This window comes from Methyloceanibacter methanicus (genome assembly GCF_001723285.1).
GTDB classification, from domain to species: domain Bacteria; phylum Pseudomonadota; class Alphaproteobacteria; order Rhizobiales; family Methyloligellaceae; genus Methyloceanibacter; species Methyloceanibacter methanicus.
The window spans coordinates 342,249-358,109 of record NZ_LPWG01000010.1 but is presented as its reverse complement, the minus strand read 5'-3'; the positions used below and the strand labels follow the sequence as shown (position 1 = coordinate 358,109).

General features: G+C 66.3%; 12 protein-coding genes and 2 pseudogenes. 4 read left to right on the top strand and 10 right to left on the bottom strand.

Translation table 11 applies throughout. The features are described from left to right. Positions 1–16: 16 nt before the first annotated feature. The 9 genes and pseudogenes from AUC68_RS06645 to AUC68_RS15705 all read right to left on the bottom strand — a co-directional run bounded on the left by AUC68_RS06645 (position 17) and on the right by AUC68_RS15705 (position 8,138). Complete coding sequence (locus AUC68_RS06645; protein WP_069436892.1) at positions 17–820, bottom strand: sulfite exporter TauE/SafE family protein; 804 nt, start codon at positions 818–820, stop codon at positions 17–19. Positions 821–881: 61 nt separating this feature from the next. Beyond that, a complete protein-coding gene (locus tag AUC68_RS06640) occupies positions 882–2,294 on the bottom strand; it encodes a GTP-binding protein (protein ID WP_244500416.1) in 1,413 nt (470 codons plus the stop codon). A gap of 71 nt (positions 2,295–2,365) precedes the next feature. Further along, positions 2,366–3,268 (bottom strand): sulfate adenylyltransferase subunit CysD, encoded by a 903-nt coding sequence (gene cysD / locus AUC68_RS06635; RefSeq protein ID WP_069436890.1) that lies wholly within the window; start codon positions 3,266–3,268, stop codon positions 2,366–2,368. Positions 3,269–3,389: 121 nt separating this feature from the next. Then, positions 3,390–4,421 (bottom strand): annotated as a pseudogene (locus AUC68_RS15720) (phosphoadenylyl-sulfate reductase); the annotation flags it as partial. After that, positions 4,408–6,063 carry a nitrite/sulfite reductase gene (locus tag AUC68_RS06625; RefSeq protein WP_069436888.1) on the bottom strand — a complete coding sequence of 552 codons (1,656 nt, stop codon included), beginning with the start codon at positions 6,061–6,063 and terminating at the stop codon, positions 4,408–4,410. The gene AUC68_RS06625 and the pseudogene AUC68_RS15720, both read right to left, overlap by 14 nt. Continuing rightward, positions 6,050–6,346 (bottom strand): DUF2849 domain-containing protein, encoded by a 297-nt coding sequence (locus AUC68_RS06620; RefSeq protein WP_069436887.1) that lies wholly within the window; start codon positions 6,344–6,346, stop codon positions 6,050–6,052. Before AUC68_RS06620 ends, AUC68_RS06625 begins: the two co-directional genes overlap by 14 nt. 94 nt (positions 6,347–6,440) lie before the next feature. Further along, positions 6,441–6,872 (bottom strand): SAM-dependent methyltransferase, encoded by a 432-nt coding sequence (locus AUC68_RS18145; RefSeq protein WP_204376975.1) that lies wholly within the window; start codon positions 6,870–6,872, stop codon positions 6,441–6,443. Then, positions 6,782–7,780 carry a siroheme synthase family protein gene (locus AUC68_RS17110; protein ID WP_204376973.1) on the bottom strand — a complete coding sequence of 333 codons (999 nt, stop codon included), beginning with the start codon at positions 7,778–7,780 and terminating at the stop codon, positions 6,782–6,784. Before AUC68_RS17110 ends, AUC68_RS18145 begins: the two co-directional genes overlap by 91 nt. Beyond that, positions 7,780–8,138, bottom strand: a pseudogene (locus tag AUC68_RS15705) (2Fe-2S iron-sulfur cluster-binding protein). The gene AUC68_RS17110 and the pseudogene AUC68_RS15705 overlap by 1 nt, the downstream one beginning before the upstream one ends. Positions 8,139–8,978: 840 nt before the next feature. Between AUC68_RS15705 and AUC68_RS06610 the strand changes: the two are divergent. From AUC68_RS06610 to pip, 3 genes are all read left to right on the top strand, one after another. Beyond that, a complete protein-coding gene (locus AUC68_RS06610; RefSeq protein ID WP_069436886.1) occupies positions 8,979–9,284 on the top strand; it encodes a DUF4212 domain-containing protein in 306 nt (101 codons plus the stop codon). 2 nt (positions 9,285–9,286) lie between these two features. Then, the gene (locus AUC68_RS06605; RefSeq protein WP_069436885.1) at positions 9,287–11,074 is read left to right on the top strand and encodes a solute symporter family protein; all 1,788 of its coding nucleotides are present in this window, start codon (positions 9,287–9,289) and stop codon (positions 11,072–11,074) included. 68 nt (positions 11,075–11,142) lie between these two features. Next, positions 11,143–12,114 carry a prolyl aminopeptidase gene (gene pip, locus AUC68_RS06600; protein WP_069436884.1) on the top strand — a complete coding sequence of 324 codons (972 nt, stop codon included), beginning with the start codon at positions 11,143–11,145 and terminating at the stop codon, positions 12,112–12,114. Between the two features lie 16 nt (positions 12,115–12,130). Here the strand turns inward: pip and AUC68_RS06595 are convergent, their stop codons facing one another. Beyond that, the gene (locus AUC68_RS06595; RefSeq protein WP_069436883.1) at positions 12,131–12,568 is read right to left on the bottom strand and encodes a secondary thiamine-phosphate synthase enzyme YjbQ; all 438 of its coding nucleotides are present in this window, start codon (positions 12,566–12,568) and stop codon (positions 12,131–12,133) included. A 266-nt stretch (positions 12,569–12,834) separates the two neighbouring features. On the opposite strand from AUC68_RS06595, the gene AUC68_RS06590 reads away from it, so the two are divergent. After that, positions 12,835–15,732, top strand: coding sequence for an SEL1-like repeat protein (locus tag AUC68_RS06590; protein ID WP_158008251.1), 2,898 nt, complete (start codon positions 12,835–12,837; stop codon positions 15,730–15,732). The last annotated feature ends 129 nt before the right edge of the window (positions 15,733–15,861 follow it).

The following is a 15,861-nucleotide window of genomic DNA, read 5'->3' as shown; positions in this document are numbered from 1 at the left end:
CCCGGCGCGGCGCTCCTCACGTCCTATTTCGTGAGGAGCGCATACGCCGCATAACACAGGTCATCGCGAGCAAGGGCCGGAGCAGCCAGTCCGGTGCCACACCGGCAAGGCGCGTTCCCAGCAGAATGCCGGGGATGGAACCCACCAGCAGCGCAACCAGAATCCCGAAATCCACATGCCCCAGACCTAGGTGGCCGGCGCCCGCCACGAGCGTCAGCGGGACCGCATGGGCGATGTCCGAGCCCACGATCCGCTTGGCCGGCAGGGCCGGAAACAGAAGTGCCAGAACGACAACGCCGATGGCGCCTGCACCGACCGAAGTCAGCGTGACGAGAAGCCCGAGTGCGGCACCGAACAGAACGGTCGCTGCCTCGCGGCCGGGCGAACCTTCGCTGCCATTTCCGTTGGTGTGCGACTTCATCATGATGGGATAGAGCACGATCGCGACCGCGCTCACGGGAAGCGCGAAGGTGAGCCCATAGCGGATCCACGCCGCCATGGCCTCGGTGTCCAGCGGAACATAGGCAATCACGGCGAGCAGGATGATCGAGGCCGGCAGCGAGCCCATGGCGAGCCGCAACACGATCGGCCAGTCGACATTTTCCTGTACGTGATGCCGCCAGCCGCCCACGGTCTTGGTGACCGATGCGTAGAGAAGGTCCGTACCAACCGCGACGGATGGCGGAACGCCAAAACTCGAAATGAGCAAGGGCGTCATCAGCGCACCGCCGCCGACACCCGTCAGTCCCACCAGGAAGCCAACGCCAAAACCAGCCCCAGCCAACGGCAGCAGGGCGAGCACCCCGCTGAGATCAATCATATATGAGAGCCTCCCCCGACATTTCCGGCACGATCGGAACCGAAGCGGATCCGGCGAGCCTTTAGCGATCCGTCTCGATCAGGACCGGAACGCCGGCCGACCGTAACAGAATTGCCACCTCTTGGGCACGCCGTTCGTACTCGACTCTGTCTTCCGGAGAATCGCCGAGGTCCGCGCATAAGCCAGACAGCCGGGCCCGGTCAAGCACAAGCACATTGTCGCCGACGGCGGCAGCGCCCGTCTGCACCCAGGTGATTACGCCACCGGCGACGGTCGCCCCGTCGAGTGCATTGACCAGAACGAAGTTCCCGGTCAGCGGCAGGTCGCCAAAGAGGTCGAGCGCCGTCGACCGGCCAAGCAGAATGCGGCAATCGGCGATGTCGTTCATGCCGCACTCATGGGCCTGCCGCGAGGAGAGCGTCTCGAAGTCGATCAGCGTGGAAACGCTCATAGAGGTCACGGGCGTCAGGTCGGTCGCGGTGCGCAACAGATAGCCGGCTTCCGGATCGAACGGCTGCTCGGACAACCATACGAGGCGCGCCTCGATCACGTCGGCGTTGGTCGGCCGGCGCTGCGTTTCGGTCAGCACGGCACCGCGCGAGATGTCGAGATCGGTATCGAGCACGAGCGTGACGGCATCGCCCCTGGACGCGGTCTCGAGGTCGCCGTCCATCGTGGAGATCCGCTGCAGCGTGGCGCCAAGTCCGCTCCGTGCGTCCACGACGCGGTCGCCGACGCGAATGGAGCCCGACGTCACCGTGCCGGCGTAGCCGCGAAAATCGTTGGACGCCCGCAACACAAGTTGCACCGGCATGCGGAACGGCGCGTCTTCGGGTTCGTTCCTGGCCTCAACGGTCTCCAGATATTCCAGCAGCGTGGGGCCGCCGTACCACGGCATCTCCACGGATCGCGCAACGACGTTCGCGCCGGTCAACGCGGCAGCGGGAATGGCGGTGATATCCACGAAGTCGAAATTTCCGGCGAGAGAGCGGAAGTCCGCCTCGATGGCCCGATAGCGCTCTTCGGACCAGTCGATCTGATCCATCTTGTTGACGGCCAGAACGACTTTCCTGATGCCGACAAGATTGCAGATCGCCGCGTGACGGCGCGTCTGTCGCTTCACGCCGTGGCGCGCATCGACCAGCAGAATAGCGACGTCCGCATGCGAAGCCCCGGTCGCCATGTTGCGGGTGTACTGTTCATGCCCCGGAGAATCGATGATCACGAACCGGCGGCGCTCCGTCTCGAAATAGCGCCAGGCGATGTCGATGGTGATGCCCTGCTCGCGTTCGGCCACGAGCCCGTCGAGCAGGAGCGAAAAGTCGATCCGTTCCCCATTCACCGCACGCGCGTGCGAGGCATGCATGACTTGCGCGCGCTGATCGTCGGTGACCCCGGCAGCGTCCCACAACAGCCGTCCGATCAGTGTCGATTTGCCGTCGTCCACGGAGCCGCAGGTCAAGAGCCGCAGCATGGCCTCGGACTTCTCGCTCGCGTGTACGGACGATTGGGGGGATTGTGTTTCCGAAAGCGCAGCCAAGCTCATTAGAAGTACCCCTCGCGCTTCTTCATCTCCATGGCGCCCGCTTCGTCATGATCGATCAAGCGGCCGGCCCGTTCCGACACGCGCGCGTCCAAGGTCTCGGTCACGACCGCGTCCAGCTCGGTCGCTTCGGATTCGATAGCCGCGGTGAGCGGATAGCACCCGAGCGTGCGGAAGCGAATCTTGCGCATCGTGGGCTGCTCGCCCGGTAGCGGCATGCGCTCGTCGTCGACCATCAGGATCTGCCGGTCGCGCATGACCGTCGGACGGTCGGCCGCGAAATAGAGCGGCACGACGTCGAGCTTCTCCAACGTGATGTAGCGCCAGACGTCCGCCTCGGTCCAATTCGACAGCGGGAACACCCGGACGGTTTCGTCCTTGCCCAGACGCCCGTTCAGGAGCTGCCACATTTCCGGCCGTTGCAGGCGCGGGTCCCAGCTATGGCCGCCCGCGCGGAAAGAGAAGACGCGCTCCTTGGCACGGGACGCCTCCTCGTCGCGGCGGGCGCCGCCGAAGGCCGCATCGTAGCCGCCGTTGTCGAGCGCCTGGCGCAAAGCCTGGGTCTTCATGATGTCGGTATAGACAGAGGGCGGATAATCGAACGGGTTGATGTTCTTCGCGGCACCGTCGTGATTGGTGTGCACGATGAGGTCGAGCCCCATCTCCGACACCGTCCGGTCGCGGAAGGCGATCATGTCGCGGAACTTCCACGTCGTGTCGACGTGAAGCAGCGGGAACGGCGGCTTGGCGGGCCAAAACGCCTTGCGCGCCAGATGCAGCAGAACCGTCGAGTCCTTGCCGATCGAATAGAGCAGCACCGGCGCACGGAACTGCGCGGCCGCCTCGCGGAAGATGTGGATGCTCTCGGCCTCGAGAAGCTTGAGATGAGACGTCAGCGCGGTCACGCGGCTTGCTCCTCTTCCTCGGCGGGCACCGTGGACCGCCGCTCGGACTCGGCCACGTGCAGCCGCATTCCTTCTTGTCCTCGGCCTCCCACCACCAGCGGCCCGCGCGCGGCTCCTCGCCGGGCTCGATCGCGCGCGTGCACGGGGCGCAGCCGATCGAGACGAAGCCCTGCGCATGCAGCGGATTGACCACGACGTCGTTGGCATCGATATAGGCGTTGACCTGTTCGTCGGACCAGTCGGCAAGCGGGTTGACCTTGATGAGCCCGCGCTCCTCGTCCCACTCGGCCATGGGCGCGTCCGCGCGGGCCTGCGACTGTTCGCGGCGAAGCCCGGTGATCCAGCCTTGCGCGCCCTGCAGGGCCCGGTTCAGCGGCCGGACCTTCCGGATTTCGCAGCAGCTCTTCCGGTTGTCGACGGACTGGCGGAACCCGTACACGCCATCGCGGTTCACGAGTTCCTCGACCTCGCGCGCATCGGGCACCACGAGGCGGATTCGCGTCCGGTAGCGCAGCTCGGACAGTTCGACCGTTTCCAGGACTTCCGGAAACAGCCGGCCCGTATCGAGCGTAAAGACGTCCACCTCCGCGCCGGCCTTCGTCACACCGGACTTGGCGATGGCCTGCAGGATCACCTGATCTTCCAGACCGAGGCTCGTCGAAAAGGCGATGCGGCCGTCGACGCGCTCGGCGATCAGCTTGATGCGCTCGACGAGATCGTCGGTCGCAGCGAGCTCACGGTCCAGTTCCTCCGCGGCCTTGGCGGACGCGTTCCAACGCAACGGCAAAGGGTTCCGCGCGGCGGGCTGGTAACTGCGGCGGATATGGGCAAGCGATACGGTCCAGCTTTCGGCGGCGTCGGGATCGGTGATTTCGGCGGTATCGAAACCGGATCGCAGCAGGAATTGCGACTGGTCGGGAATGAGCGACCCGACGGCGCGAATCTCGCCGGCAAAGCCAAGCCGGTCGCGGAGGATCCGCGCCAGGCTGAAGCCGCGCCCATCGGCGAAACTTGGGAACACGATGGCGATGGGACCGGCATTGCCGCCGGCGGCCGACGTCAATGCGTCGTGGTCCGCGGTCGGCTCCAAGACGGTCGCGGCCACATCGGGCTCGGCGATCAGCGAGCCAGTCGTCAAATCAACGAGCACCATAGAGAGCCTCCTTGAACGGCGCGGCACCGACGCGGCGCCAGGTTTCGAGGAAGCTCTCTCCCTCGTGACGTCTTTCGACATAGGTATCGACGATGGTGCCGATGGCATCGGGAACCTTCTCGGCGCGGAACCCGGGTCCGATGATCGTTCCCACCGCGGCGTCGTCCTTCGGGCTACCCCCCAGCGTGATCTGGTAAAGCTCCGTACCCTTCTTATCGACGCCGAGAATGCCGATATTGCCCGCGTGGTGATGACCGCAGGCGTTGATGCAGCCCGACATGTTGACCCTGAGCTTGCCGATCTCGGTCTGCCGCGCGGGATCTTCGAACTTCTTGGCGATCTCCTTCGCGATGGGGATCGAGCGCGCATTGGCGAGGTTGCAGTAATCGAGGCCCGGGCAGCAGATCATGTCGCCCAGAAGCTCGTTATTGCCGACGCCAAGGCCCGCTTCCGCCAGCACGTCGTAGAGCGCGGGGATGTCGGCCCGCGCCACATGCGGCAGCACGAGGTTCTGGGTGTAGTTCACCCGGATCTCGTCATGGCCGAAGCGCTCTGCCAGGTCGGCCACGAGATCCATCGTGTCGGAGGAGGCGTCGCCCGGCGTGCGCCCAGGCTCCTTCAGCGAGATCACGACCGACGCATAGCCAGGAACCCGATGCGGCAGCACGTTGTTCCGGTACCAGCCGGCAAAACGCGGGTCGGCCTCGCGGCGCGCGGCCAGCGCCTCGTCACGGGACGGCTGTTCGGGAAGGTCCGGCGGCGCGAAGTAGGACGCAATCCGGCGAACCTCGTCCTCGGGCAGATCGATCCCGGCCTTGTTCGTGGCCTCCCAATCCGCCTCCACGGCCTCGCGGAACTTGTCGATGCCGAGCGTGTTGACGAGGATCTTGATACGCGCCTTGAAGAGATTGTCCCGGCGTCCGAGCAGATTGTAGACGCGCAGGATGGACTCCACATAGGACAGCAAATGCTCCTTGGGCAGGAACTCGCGGATCACCTGACCCACATAGGGCGTACGCCCCATACCGCCGCCGACGAGGACGCGGAAGCCGTTCTCGCCGTTGGGTCCGCGCACGATGCGAAGACCGATATCGTGGAACGCGGTGGCCGCACGGTCCTCCGCCGCGCCGGACACGGCAATCTTGAACTTGCGCGGCAGCCAGTTGAACTCCGGATGCAGCGTCGACCATTGGCGCAAGATCTCGCACCAGACGCGCGGGTCTTCCAACTCGTCGACCGCCGCGGCCGCGTACGGATCGGAGGTGACGTTGCGCACGCAATTGCCGCTCGTCTGGATGCAGTGCATCTCGACCTCGGCAAGCGCGGCGAGCACGTCGGGAATGTCGACCAGCTTCACCCAGTTGAACTGGAGATTCTGGCGCGTCGTGAAATGGCCGTAGCCGCGATCCCATTTGCGGCCGATCATGGCGAGCTGACGCAACTGGCGCGGCGACAGCTGGCCGTAGGGAATGGCGATCCGCAACATGTAGGCGTGCAGCTGGAGGTAGACCCCGTTGCGCAAGCGCAAGGGCCGGAACTCCTCTTCGGACAGCGCGCCCGCGAGACGCCGCCCGACCTGGGCGCGAAACTCCGATACGCGCTCGTTTACGAAGGCGTGGTCAAACTCATCATAGCGGTACATCGTACCAATCCTTTGTCAGCGTCGTGCGGTGGGACGCGCGAATGCGTTCGCGCACGGAAATCGGATCGACCGTGCCGTCGTCTTTCACCTCGACCGGCATGGGGTAAACGCTGATGACGAGGCGATCGCGCACGGCCGCGTCGGCAACGGCCTCCAGCGCCTTGACCTCGTCTTCGCCTTCGGCGCGGGCGGCGTCGGCCAGGTTCTCGCTCCAGCCGCCGCCAGGGGCGAGATAGACGACAATGCCGTCGTCCAGGCGGTTTGCGGTTACAACACTAGGCATAGGAGCGCACAACCTCCTCGTGAGCCAAGATCGTTTCACGCGCCGGCGGCGGGCAGTCCGGCAACCTCGCCGAAGATGAGAACGGCCGGAGAGCTCAAACCAAGACTGCCGGCGTCCTCCGCCAATGTCGAAATCGTGGTGGCGATGCGCCGCTCGTTCGCGCGGCTGGCATTTTCCACCGCGATGACCGGCAGCCCCTCGCGGAAGCCTGCGGCCAGCAGCGCCGGGCGATGACGGCCCCGGTCGTGACGCCCATATAGACGACCAGCGTGTTGTTGCCCGAGGCCAGCGCCGTCAAATCGAGATGGTCGAAGCTCGGCGCCTTCCCGCCGGCCTCGTGGCCGGACACGAAGGTCACCGTGTGCGACACGTCGCGATGGGTCAGCGGAATCTGCAGGCTGGCCGCAGCTGCGGCCCCGGCCGTGACGCCCGGGATCACCTCGACGGCAACGTTCTCGGCCCGCAACGCGTCGAGTTCCTCGCCGCCCCGGCCGAAAATGAAGGGATCGCCGCCCTTGAGGCGCACGACCGTCTGCCGTACTTCGCGCGCGCGACCAGCTGCGCATTGATCTCCGCCTGCGGCACGCTGTGGGCGCCCTTCGCCTTACCGACGGAAATCAGTTCCGCCTCGCGGCGCGCCAAGTCCAAGACGCCCTCGCCCACCAGCTTGTCGTGAAAGACGACATCGGCGGCTTTCAGGGCCCGGATGGCCTTCATCGTCAGAAGCTCGGGATCTCCAGGACCTGCACCGACGAGAACGACACGGCCTTGCGGCGCCTGGCCGTCACGGTCACCGGCCATTGCCGCCCGCTCGATTTCAATGTCGATCAGCCCGCGGGCCAGCGCTTCATCACCCTGGAGCATGGCGTCGGCGGCCGGACCGTCGAAGATCGTTTCCCATAGACGGCGGCGGCGCGGGCCTTCCGGCAACGCTCCGGCCACGCGACCGCGGAACGTGCCCGCAAGTCTTGCGAGCTCGCCGAGCCGCGGGTGCAGCTCATGCTCCAACCGGGCGCGCAGACGCTGGGCCAAGACCGGCGCCGCGGCCGAGGTCCCGATCGCGACGGTGAGTTCGCCGCGATCCACGATCGCCGGCAGCAGGGCGGTGCATAGGGCCGGCCGGTCCGGCACGTTGACGGGCACGCCCAAGGCATGCGCGATCTCTGCGATGCGTGCGTCCTCGCCCTCGATCTCGGTGGCCGAGATCACAAGCGGACGGCCGCGAATCTGATCGACCCCCGGGTGAGCCGGCTGCAAGACCACCTTGCCCTCGTTCTCGAGGTTCGCCAGTTCCGGATCCAGCGTCTCGGCTGCGACGTCGACGCGATCGGCCCGCATAAGAAGAAGCCGCGCCTTGACGGCCGCGAGCGGACCCCCGCCGACCACGAGCGGCGGCTTGCCATCGAAGCTCACAAAGAGGGGGAAGGTCCGCATCAGCCTGACGTCCCTGTCGCTGCTGGAGGCTCGGAGATCTCGGAGAGGCTCTCGGGTGCAAGCTCCACTTCCAGGCCGTCGAGCTCGGGCGCATGATCAGCTGGCACGACAGCCGCGAACGGCGATCGTCCACGGAGAAGGCGCCATCGAGCATCTCGGTCTCTTCGTCCGTCGGCGGCACAAGCTTGTCGACCCAGTTCTCCGCGACCCAAACATGGCAGGTCGCGCACGCGCAGGCGCCGCCGCACTCCGCCTTGATGGGCAGACCCCAATCGCGGATGACCTCCATCACACGCCAGCCCTCGAGGGCTTCGAGGCGATGCGTGGTGCCGTCAGGCATGCGCACGGTAATGAACATGTTCCAAGCCACCTTCCAAAAGGCGTCGCGTCCCAACTCGGCGTCGCGGTTCGACCAAGCGGCCCGTGTACGCGGCGGCGACCCGCCTCGCAAGTCCGTCAAAAACACGAGGAGCCGCACCCGCCGGCCCCGATGCCGACTGGTGCTGCGCCCATTCTCCGCTCGACCCAACCCCCGCACCGTCGGGAAACGCGCGGCGCGCCCTAGGTTGGGGTTGATTAGTGAAAAATCATTCTCTCGGAAAAGTCCATACGCCGGATTTAGTGCAAAATTGTTCTCGTTGGCCCGGAAACGAAGGATAATTTTCTGTCTCTGCCCCGCGCAGGACACAGAATCTCTTTCGGGGGCGCGCGGCGAAAACCTGTTTCTTTCCAGCAACTCACGCCAGGATTCGGCACGGACCTGTGGAGCGATCGGGTTCTTCCCCCTGGCTCGCCACGGACTTTTCATCCACCCTGCCCCGAACCCGGCTGATTGGTTTGCGGTAACCACGGGGCGGCATCACCGAGCGGCTCAATGCCGTCCTGCCCTGCCGACCGGCACGGTGCTTGTCTCCACGCGCGCGATCGCGGGCGGATACACAATTGAGAACAGTGGAAATCTGACGACGGCCGGTAACGGGTCGATTGGCATCGTTGGGAACACCCTTGGGCGCATGAGCCGTCGCGTCACAGTCCCGGCGGCAAACGCATTTTCGCCGCCTTCGTCGCGAAGGACGGTTTGCATGGCCGGGCCTTGCTGCTAAGTGCTTCCGATATCCCGCATTGCCCTGGCCAGGCTGCCGTACCCTGACGGCCGCGAGCCACGGCATAATCTGAAGCGTGCAACGGGGCAGAACGCGTGACGACGCAGAATACCGAGCAGGACTCGCAACAGGACGTCGAGATCGAGAACGCGGCCCGCGACCGGCATCAGCTGCGCACATTGGCGGTCGCCATCACCTCCGTGTCGGCTGTGCTCTTTGCCGTGGCCGTCGCCATCGTCTACGCGTTCCCGCTCAACCGGATTTGGTTCCTCCATTTTCCGCTCGGCTTCTACCTCTTGGCGCAAGGGCTTCTCATTTTCGCGGTCTTCGTCACGTTCTGGTATGTGCGCGTCCAGGAGAGGATCGACCTCACGCGCAGCATGAACGAGGAGATCACCTAGCGATGGCTCTCCAGTCTCGCCAGCGCACGCCGAACCCTCATCTCGGCGCCTATTACGGCATTGTCGCCAGTTCGTTCGTGTCCCTGGCGATCCTGCTGGCCATGGCCGAACAACTCGGCTGGCAGCGCGGATCGATCGCACGGCTCATGATCTTGATGCCGCTGATCCTCTATATGGCCATCGCCGTCGCCGCGCGGACGCTCAACATCGAGGACTTCTTTGTTTCCGGCCGGCGCGTCCCACAGGTCTACAACGCATTCCTATTGGCGGCGATCACCGTCGGCGGCACGGGCTTTTTCGCCTATACGGGCGCGCTGTTCTTTGCCGGGTTCGACGGGCTCGCGATCGGCCTTGGCTGGGTCTGCGGTCTGTTGCTGGCGGGTGTGCTGTTCGTACCTTATCTGCGCCGGGTGGGCGCCTACACGCTGCCCGCCTTTTTCGAACAGCGATTCCGCTCGCGGCAAACGCGGATGGTCGCGAGCGCGCTCCAGATCGCGCCGACCTTTCTGCTGCTGGCCGCGGAGGTGCATATCGCCGCGATGGTGCTGTCGATCTTCCTGCCGGCGGCCTACTGGCTTAGCGTGCTCATTGTCGTCCTGTTCATCGCCGCCACGGGTACCCTCGGCGGCATGCGCGCGCTGACCTGGTCCGGCAGCGCCCAGTTCATCACCGGCGGCCTGGGGCTTGCCATTCCCCTGACCGTCGTCGCCGTGGTGCTGACCAATCTGCCCGCGCCACAGTTCACCTATGGCGAAATGCTCGACTCGCTGACGAACGCCGAAGTTGCGTCAGGCGTCGTCGCAGCCGAACCGGGCTCGTCCACCGGCTTGCCCGGTCACGAACCCGCCGCCGCGGAAAAGCCCTTTCTCCAGCCCTTCAGCATGATCTCAGAGGCTGGGTTCTTCGCTCTGTTCGTCTGTATCGCCCTGGGCACCGCGGCCCTGCCGAGCCTCTTGGCCCGCAGCGGCGTGACCGCCTCGGTTGCCGATCAGCGCCGCTCGACGGCCTGGGCGCTCCTGCTGGTTGCCCTTTTCGGCATCACCGCCCCCGCCATGGTCGTGTTTGCCAAAGTCCTGATGTTCGGAGATGTCGTACTCATCCCGATGCAAGGTCTTCCGGCCTGGTTCAACGGCCTCAGCGAGATGGAGGTCTTCCGCGCAACCGATCTTAATGGGGACGGCTCGATCGGCGTCGGCGACTTGCAGATCGCGCGGGACGGGATCGCGCTTGCTTTGCCGATGCTCGCGGCGCTGCCCTACATCCTCACCGCGCTGATTGCCGCCGCCGGCCTTGGGATCGCACTCGCGGCCTCCGGCTCCCACCTGTTCACGTTGAGCGCGAGCCTCGCGGACGATTTCTACAGGTCGATCGATCCGCAGCCCATCGTCCTGCCGCGGCTCTTGGCCGCCTGGGGTGCCATCGCCGCGATCGCGCTGCTCACGGCGATCTACCTGTTCATCGCCGACGTGGACTCGTTGAGCTACGCGATCACCGCCCTTGCCCTCGTGGCCGCGACGTTTTTTTCCGCCCCTGTTTCTGTCGACATGGTGGCAACGCTGCACGGTGTGGGGTGGGCTGGCCAGTATGGCGGCCGGCTTCGCGATCATGTTCCTCAGCGTTATCGCGGGCAGCCTTGTCGGCATTGCCGAAACGGCCGTGGGAACGGCGGCCGTGAGTCTCGTCTCGGTCGTGCTTGCGCTCGCTGCCGGAATCGGCGCCAGTCTTTACGGCCCGGCCCCCTCCGCGACGGACAACGCATTCTTCGAGGCGATGCGGCGTCCCGACGGTGAAACCCTCTACGACCAGGCGGAGGCGCAAGCCGAGATCGCGCGCCGCAAGGCAGATTGACGAGCATCGCTTGAACACCCCGACCGAGCCGCAGCGCTTTCCCCTCTACCCCGCGACCGTGCCCTTTCGCTCGGGACGCCTCAAGGTCTCCGGCGGGCACGAGCTGCATTTCGAGGAATGCGGATCCCCGGTAGGCAAGCCTGTCGTCGTCCTGCACGGCGGACCGGGCGCCGGCGTCGCGCCGGTCATGCGCCGCTTCCACGATCCCCGGCTCTACCGGATCGTGCTGTTCGATCAACGCGGCTGCGGGCGATCGCTCCCCCATGCCGCGATCGAACACAACACGACCTGGGACCTCGTCGCCGACATGGAAGCCCTGCGCGCCCATCTCGACATCGAAACCTGGCAGGTGTTCGGCGGCTCTTGGGGGTCGGCCCTCGCCCTCGCCTATGCGCAGACGCACCCGGACCGTGTCCGCGAACTGATCCTGCGGGGTATTTTCCTCATGCGGCGTTCCGAACTCGACTGGTTCTATCGGGACGGCTGCAACTGGCTGTTTCCCGAGGCCTTCGCCGAGTTCACCCGCGCCATTCCGGAGAACGAGCGCGGCGACTTGATCGGCGCCTATTACAAGCGCTTGACGAGTCCGGACGAGGACGTCCGGCTCGCGGCCGCGCGCGCATGGACCGCTTGGGAGGGACGGACCCTGTCGTTGCTTCCGGACCACGACCGCGAGCGCCATCTCACCGCGGACTACTACGCGCTCGCCCTTGCGCGCATCGAGTGCCACTACGTCGTCCATGGCGGGTTCTTCGAAGACGACGGTCAGCTCTTGTGCAACGCGGACCGCCTGAGCGCCATTCCCGGGACGATCGTCCATGGCCGCTACGACGTGGTCACGCCGATGAAGAATGCGTTCGACCTGGCCAACGCCTGGCCTGCGGCCGAATTGCGCGTGGTTCCGGACGCCGGGCATGCCATGACGGAACCGGGCATCGTGCACGCCCTGATCGCCGCGACACGGACCTACGCTGGCGATTGACTGCGCGGGCGACTGATTAGGCCGGACCCACGCGGCCGATATAGCTCAGGACGAGCCGGCGCTGGTGCGGCGCGGCACGGTGCTCCACGAGATAGATCCCTTGCCATGTGCCGAGTGCCATAACGCCAGCGCGAACGGGGATCGAGAGGCTGACCTCGGTCAGCATCGATTTGATGTGGCTTGGCATGTCGTCGGGCCCCTCCTCGTGATGGGCGTAGGGGTGATGTTCGGGCGCGAACCGTTCCAGCGCGTCGAGCAGGTCGACCCGGACATTCGGATCGGCATTTTCCTGGATCGTCAGGGAGGCCGAGGTATGGGCGGCGAAGACCGTCAGCAAACCGCTTTGAGCACCGACTGACTCGAGCCAGGCGGCGACCGCCCGCGTCACTTCGACGAAACCCTTGCCGCGCGTCTGCACGGTCAAGGCATGGCTCCGCTCCTCCAGACCCGCCACGGGCGCGTCCTCCCCCTAATTTATTCCGCTTTCAGGGCCCGCCTGTCCCGATATCGGGCAATCCTTAAGAGAAAATTTACCCTGCCTTGCCACCGTCCATACGAGCGTGACGGGACCACCCGAGCGTTTGCGCCGGAACCCGCTTGGGGCGCGGAAACGGCGGCTTATCCATGGGGAACGGTATGGCTTCAAAGGCAGGTTGGCAAACTTCGGCACGCGACGGAGGCAACGACAGCAATCCCGGTGGCTGGCGGTCCGAGCCGCACTTGGAGGCACCCCACGACGCGCCCCTCGATCCATCCTTCGATACGCCTCTCGGCGAGCCCATGGATCAACGCACCGTCGAATCCCTGTTGCGCCGGCTGGTGGATCGCGTCGAGGAGACCGAGCGCCGCTACGGCCAGGCCCTCGACGAGCTTCACGCAAGACTCGATCAGCTCTCGCAGACGACGGATGCCGCGCGCAGCACGAGCACGCCCGAAAATGCCGAGACCTTCGACCGGCTCCACGAACAGGTCAGCAGCCTGGCCCGGCGTCTGGAGAGCGAACCCAAGACGCACCTCGACGATTTCGAACGTTTGGGCCGCGTGCTCACGGGCGGCCTCCGGGGCGACCTCGACGACGACACCGTCCGAGCCGCCCGCCCGACGCCCCCGCCCAGCCCCTTCGCCCAATCGATCTCGTCCTCGCGTGGGCCCAGCCACCTGGCCCCGGACCTCGAGCCGGCCGACTGGGCTTGGGAGCCGAAGCCCCTGGCGCCTGCGGATTTCGACAACCGGCTCGCCGAGATGGCGAACCGGCTGGAACAGTCGATCGGCGCGGCAATGCCGAGCAGCACGATCGAGGCGCTGAACGCCCGTCTCGAGGAGGTCGGCCACCAGATCGCCCAGTCCCTCGAGGCCGCGCCGAACCGGGCGGCCCTGGAACATGTGGAGCAGCAGATTGCCGACATGGGCCGCCAGTTGACCCGCGCCGAAGAACAGCTCGGCCGGCTCGGCGGCGTCGAGGAACGCCTGGTCCAATTGCTCGCACGTTTGGAAGACAAGGACGCAAGCCGCACGACCCCCGAGATCGATGCGGCGCAGCTTCAGGAGATCGCGGCCAAGGCCGCCGTGGAGGCCGCGCGCCTGGTCGCCGACGACTCGCAAAAGACAACCGAGCGTCTCGAGGCGATGCAGCGCGAACTCAACGCGGTGAGCAGTACCAGCCGGCAGGCGGACGATAAGCTCAACAGCTCGCTTCAATCGGTTCACGAGTCTCTGAAGGAGCTCGTGCAACAGGTCGAACGCCCCGTCGCGCGTTCGCCTCAGACCAATCCTTTCGTCGCGAAATCCGAACGCCAGCGGCCAAGACCGGCCGGACCGGCCGCGGCCGCATCTCAGCCGCCGCGCACGCGACCGCCGCAAACGGAGGCACCGGACAAAGACGCCAGGCCGCGCGCGGCCCGCGCAACCGCCCCGGCACCGGGGCCCGAGGCCAACGGCATCGCAGCCCGGCGGCCAGCGCCCTCGAGCCCCGACGAGGCTGAACTGCGCGTCAAGGAGTCGTTGCGCAGCCGGCTCGATGCCACGGGCGCCAACGTCAAGCCACGAAACCTTCTGGCCGCCTTCGAGCGGGCCAGAGCCCCGCATGTGGAAGGTAGCCCGCAGGCCCGAACCCCGGAACCAGAATCGGACTGGGAGGCTGGTGCGTCCGACGACATGGTCGCCGCCGCGCGCCGCGCCGCCCAAGCCGCGGCGGCCCAGGCCGCGGCCCTGGCAGAATCTCGTGAAGACCGCCGGCCCTTGCGGGCTCCGGTGCTCGACACGGCACCGGCCGAACAGGCAAGCGGCCGGAAGCGGCCCTATCTGATCATTTCGGCCGCCATCCTCCTCACGATCAGCGCGCTCCTGCTCTATGGACGGCTTGGGTCCAAGACGGCCGACGATGTCGGCGCGCTCCCGCAAAGCGGCGCGGGGCAGCCGGCCGCAGAGGGCACGCCGGCGGAAGCCGGCCAGGGCCCCGGCGACCAGCAATCCGGGTCGTTCCGGCTCCTGCCCACTCCGGAGATCGCGCCTATTCCCGGTATGGTGCCGCTGCAAGACCGGGTCGGCCAGGCCGTGCCCGGCGTGACCGACATTCCCAAGTCGCCCGCCCGAGGCATGCCCGCGAGCGAGATCACGCCCGCGCCCCAACTTGCCTCGCTGAAGTCGACCGAGGCCGCGGCCCTCCCGGGCGATGTGGAATTCTCCGTCGAGGAGCCCGCTTCCGCGACCGAGGTGGCGATGGCCGAGAAGCTGACAGCAACATCCGTGAGCGGACCGATGCCGCCGGCCGCCCTGGGCTCGGAAGACTTGCGCGAGGCCGCGTCGAAGGGCTACCCCATGGCCCAGTACACCGTCGCCGTCCGCTATATCGACGGTCTCGGCACCATGGCCGATCCGAAGACGGGCGCCGAATGGATGGAGCGTGCGGCCCGGGGCGGCCTCGCTCCGGCGCAATACCGGCTCGGCACCATGTATGAGCGCGGCGTGGGCGTGACGGCCAATATCGACACGGCCCGCAGCTGGTACCTGGCGGCGGCCGAGCGCGGCAACATCAAGGCCATGCACAATCTCGCCGTGAGCGTGAGCGGCGGCGGCGGCACGACGCCGAACTACGCGCTCGCCTCGAAATGGTACGGAGAAGCGGCCCTGCGGGGCCTGGCGGACAGCCAGTTCAATCTCGGCATCCTGGCCGAGCACGGCCTGGGCCGGAGCAAGGATCTCGCCGACGCTTATAAATGGTACGTGCTGGCGGCCAAGCAGGGCGATACGGAAGCGCAGAAGCGCCGTGACCTGGTCGCCGCGAAACTGCCGGCGGAGACGATCGTGGCTGTCGACGGGAAGGTCGCCAACTGGAAGCCGAAGGCGATCTCGCCGGAAGCGAACACGGTGGCCGAGCCCGATTCCTGGGGAGGCAAGACCTCCGCGGCGGCCGAGACCAAACCGCCCCAAGGGTCCACGCTGGTGAGCCGGGCCCAGACGCTGCTCAACAAGCTCGGCTACGATGTGGGCATCCCCGACGGCTTGTCCGGAGAGAAGACCCGTGCGGGCGTCAAGCGCTTCCAGCAGCGGAATGGCCTCGCCGAGACCGGAGAAGTCACGGTCCCCCTGGTCGCTCAACTCGAGGCTCTCGCAAGCTAGACCCCGGCGGGCTGCGCCCATCCGGCAGCCTGTCCACACTTCCGCCTGAAATTCGGTGAGAATTGCAACTCGATCCGCTTAGCGCATTGACTCGTCGGCGTGCGGCGAACACGGTGCACGAGCGCTCCG